This window comes from Actinophytocola sp. (genome assembly GCF_036402745.1).
Lineage (GTDB): Bacteria > Actinomycetota > Actinomycetes > Mycobacteriales > Pseudonocardiaceae > Actinophytocola.
This window is the reverse complement of the sequence record NZ_DASWSJ010000357.1, coordinates 1-3,483: the sequence shown is the minus strand read 5'-3', so window position 1 is coordinate 3,483 and position 3,483 is coordinate 1. Positions and strand designations below refer to the sequence as shown.

2 protein-coding genes are annotated in these 3,483 nt (G+C 71.3%); both read right to left on the bottom strand.

Going from position 1 to position 3,483, the window contains the following annotated elements; all coding sequences use genetic code 11:
- Positions 1-428: Cys-tRNA(Pro) deacylase (ybaK, locus tag VGD70_RS32055; protein WP_331088018.1), on the bottom strand; the 428-nt coding region annotated here is incomplete at its 3' end.
- A 51-nt stretch (positions 429-479) separates the two neighbouring features.
- On the bottom strand, positions 480-3,230 hold the full coding sequence (locus VGD70_RS32050; RefSeq protein ID WP_331088016.1) for an alpha-amylase family glycosyl hydrolase: 2,751 nt from the start codon (positions 3,228-3,230) through the stop codon (positions 480-482).
- Between the last annotated feature and the right edge of the window lie 253 nt (positions 3,231-3,483).

Below are 3,483 nucleotides of genomic sequence, written 5' to 3'. Positions count from 1 at the left end.
CCCGGCGCCAGCTCGATCTCCAGCCCGCGCCGCCCACCGCTGCAGAAGACCGTCTCGAAGCCGGTCGCCGAGCTGTCCACCACGACCGGCAACCGCTTGCGATGCCCGAGCGGCGAGATCCCGCCTGCCACGTACCCGGTGGCGCGCTCGGCCGCGGCGACCTCGGCCATCCGCGCCTTCTTGCCACCCGCCGCAGCGGCCAGCGCCTTGAGGTCCAGCTGCCCCGCGACCGGCACGACCCCGACTGTCAGCGCCCCGTCGACCTCGGCCACCAGCGTCTTGAACACCCGCTCCGCCGGCAGCCCGAGCAGCTCACTCGCCTCGGTCCCGTACGACGCCGACCGCGGATCGTGCGCGTATTCGTGCACCTGATGCGGCACCCGCTGCTTGACGAGCAACGCGGTCGCCGGCGTTCCCTTACCCGCCACGCCGGCAAACCTAGCGCCCGCGGTGAACGAGCCACCGCGGGCGCTCGCGGGTCAGCCGCCGGGTTGGGTCGGGTAGACCGTCGGGTCGCCCTGCCTGAGCCAGACCTCCGGGGTGTTGATCGGCAGGAACGAGCGGTCGCCGCCGGGCTCGCGGGAGTCCGGGACCGTGTCGCCGCTCGGCAGGTGCAGGATGAAGTTCACCGGCTTCGTGTCGTCCACCAGCGGGATCTCATACACCGCCCAGCCGTTCTCGATCCGGGTCGGCGGCCACGGGTGGTCCCACGCGATCTGCGCCAGCGCCGTCGGGTCCACCGCGTCGCCCCACAGGTGCAGGCCCCACTGGCCGTAGTCGCCCGCCGGCCGGAAGTACCGCAGCGTCGCCGTCTCCAGCGGCGGGCCGGCGTAGCGGACCGTCCGCGGCGCACTGACCACGCCGCCCGGCAGCGTCGCCCGGTACGCCACCGACGTCCCGGGCGCGAGCCCGAGCGAGCCGAGGTCGTCGAACACCGTGTAGGCAGGCGACGAGTCGTCGCTGCCGATCGCGGTCCACGGGCCGCCGGCGACGCTGCGCTCGAACGACACGACGTGCGAGGCCTTCTCCGGGTCGGCCACCGCGCGCACCTCGACCGTCCCGCGCACGCCGCCGCCCTCGGCCGGCGCCTCGATCGTCAGCACCGGCGCGGGAACCCGCGAGCGGACCGACGGCGCCGACCGGGTGTGCCCGGCGTTGTCCAGCACCACGGCCCGGTACTCGACCGGCGTGCCCGGCGTCAGCGACGAGACGTCGTGGAACACCCGGTACGGCGCGTTGTCGTCGGTCCCGATCGGCTGCCACCGGCCGCCGCCCACGCGCGCCTCGAACGTCACCTCGTACAGCGACGAGCCGCCGACCGACGCGGTGACCTCCATCCGCCCCCGCGACGCGGCGGCCGGCGTCGGCGTCCCGAGCGAGACGGCCGGCGCGCTGTGCGAGCGCGGGATCCGGCCGTCGAGCGCGTAGACCACAGTGGACAGCGCGGGCACGGTGACGCTCAGTTTCCCGTCGCTGCCGGAGGAAAGCCGCGCCGGGCCCGAGCCGTACACCCGGCTGTAGCCCTGCCGCGAGGTGTACGTCGGGATCGCCGCGGTCGCCGGGGCCTCGCTGTTGTTCAGCGCCACCACGTACTCCCGCTGCTTGCCGCGGTCGATCCGGGAGAACGCGTAGACCCCGGCGCCCGTCGAGGACAGCCGGCTCTGCTGGGTCCCGTCCCGCAGTGCTGGATGTGCGCGCGTCACCGACGCGAGCGTGCCGATCGACCGGTACAGCGGGTGCGTGGTGACGAAGTTGTCCGACGCGTGCGTCGACGTGGTGCCCAGCAGGTCGTCGTCGAGGTAGTCCGGCACCCGCGAGGCGAACAGCGTCTGCCGCGCGTCCTGGTCCCCGCCCGGGCCGGTGAAGCCCTGCTCGTCGCCGTAGTAGATCACCGGGTTGCCGCGCGAGAAGTACATGAGCTCGTGCCCGAGCCGGTCCCGCGACACCCACTCCGCGTCACCCGCGCCCGGGTTGTCCGCCACCACGAAGCTGCCGAACCGGCCCATGTCGTGGTTGCCGAGGAACGTCGGCAGCTCGTAGACGTTCGAGTCGGCGTCGGTGTACCAGTCGTCGCCGGCGAAGAACGTCGCCAGCGCGTCGGTCGGGCCGCCGCCCGAGGCGAACTGCCGCGCCGCCGCCTGGAACGGGAAGTCGAGCACCGACTGCATCCGGTCGGTCGTGGTGAAGTGCGACGTGTAGCTCTTCGTGGTGTCGAACACCTCGCCGAACATGAAGAACTCGCGCTTGCCGTGGGCCTTGGCGAACTTCAGGATCCGCGGCCCGAACGACTGCCAGAACTCGTCGTCGACGTGTTTCATCGTGTCGATCCGGAAGCCGTCGACGCCGAAGTCGGCGATCCAGCGCTCGTAGATCTCGGCCATGCCGTCGACGACCCGCGGGTTCTCGGTGAACAGGTCGTCGAGGCCGAAGAAGTCGCCGTACTGGGAGTTCTCGCCGGTGAACGTCGTGTCGCCGCGGTTGTGGTACAGCGTCACGTCGTTGAGCCAGGCGGGCACCTTCAGGTTCTGCTCCGCCGGGTCGAGCACGGGCTTGTACGGGAACGACGTGGCCGGGTCGAGCGCCGGGAAGGTGTGGCCGCCCGCGAAGTCCCGGTCGTCGAACGGCGCACCCGAGGCGTCGGTGTAGGGCGCGACGTCCTTGGACGTGTACGCCTTGCGCGCGCCCTCCTGGTAGCCGATGACGTCCGCGGTGTGGTTGGTGATGATGTCGAAGTAGACCTTCATGCCGCGCTTGTGTGCGTCCTTCACCAGCGCCGCGAGGTCGGCGTTGGTGCCGAGGTGCGGGTCGATCTGGGTGAAGTCGGTGATCCAGTAGCCGTGGTAGCCGGCCGACGGCCCGTCCTCGAGCTGCACGGCCTTGTTCTTGAAGCTCGGCGTCAGCCAGATCGACGTGGTGCCCAGGCCCTGGATGTAGCTCAGCCGGTCCCGCAGCCCCGCGAGGTCGCCGCCGTTGTAGAAGCCCTTCCTCGTCGGGTCGAAGCCGGACACCAGCGGGTCGTTCGGCAGCCCGCCCAGGTCGTTGGCGGTGTTGCCGTTGGCGAACCGGTCGGCCATGACGAAGTAGAAGTTCTCGTCGGTGACCGGCCCGCGCAGCGAGTGCAACGCCTCCGGTTGGTCGTGCTGCCCCGGATCGGCGACCGCCGGGCTGGTCGTCAGCCCGGCGACGACGAGCGGAACCAGAAGCGCCACCGCGGCGCGACGGACTGACATGGCTGCCCTCCATTGGTGCGGCTGGGTGCGGACCCTAGCCGCTGGCGGGCCCGGTCGGCGACGGCCAACCAGCGCATTCCCGGTGTTGACAACCAGCCGAACCTCGCGCCGCCTAAGAGACTGTTGGGTATGCGGGTGGTTACGGTGCGAGTTGAGCCTCCAGGTTGAGTCGGTGAGCGGCCTCGCGTTCGGTGGCGTTGGACCAGTGGACAGCCTGGCCGGCGAGGCGGGTGGACATCAGACGGATCATCGC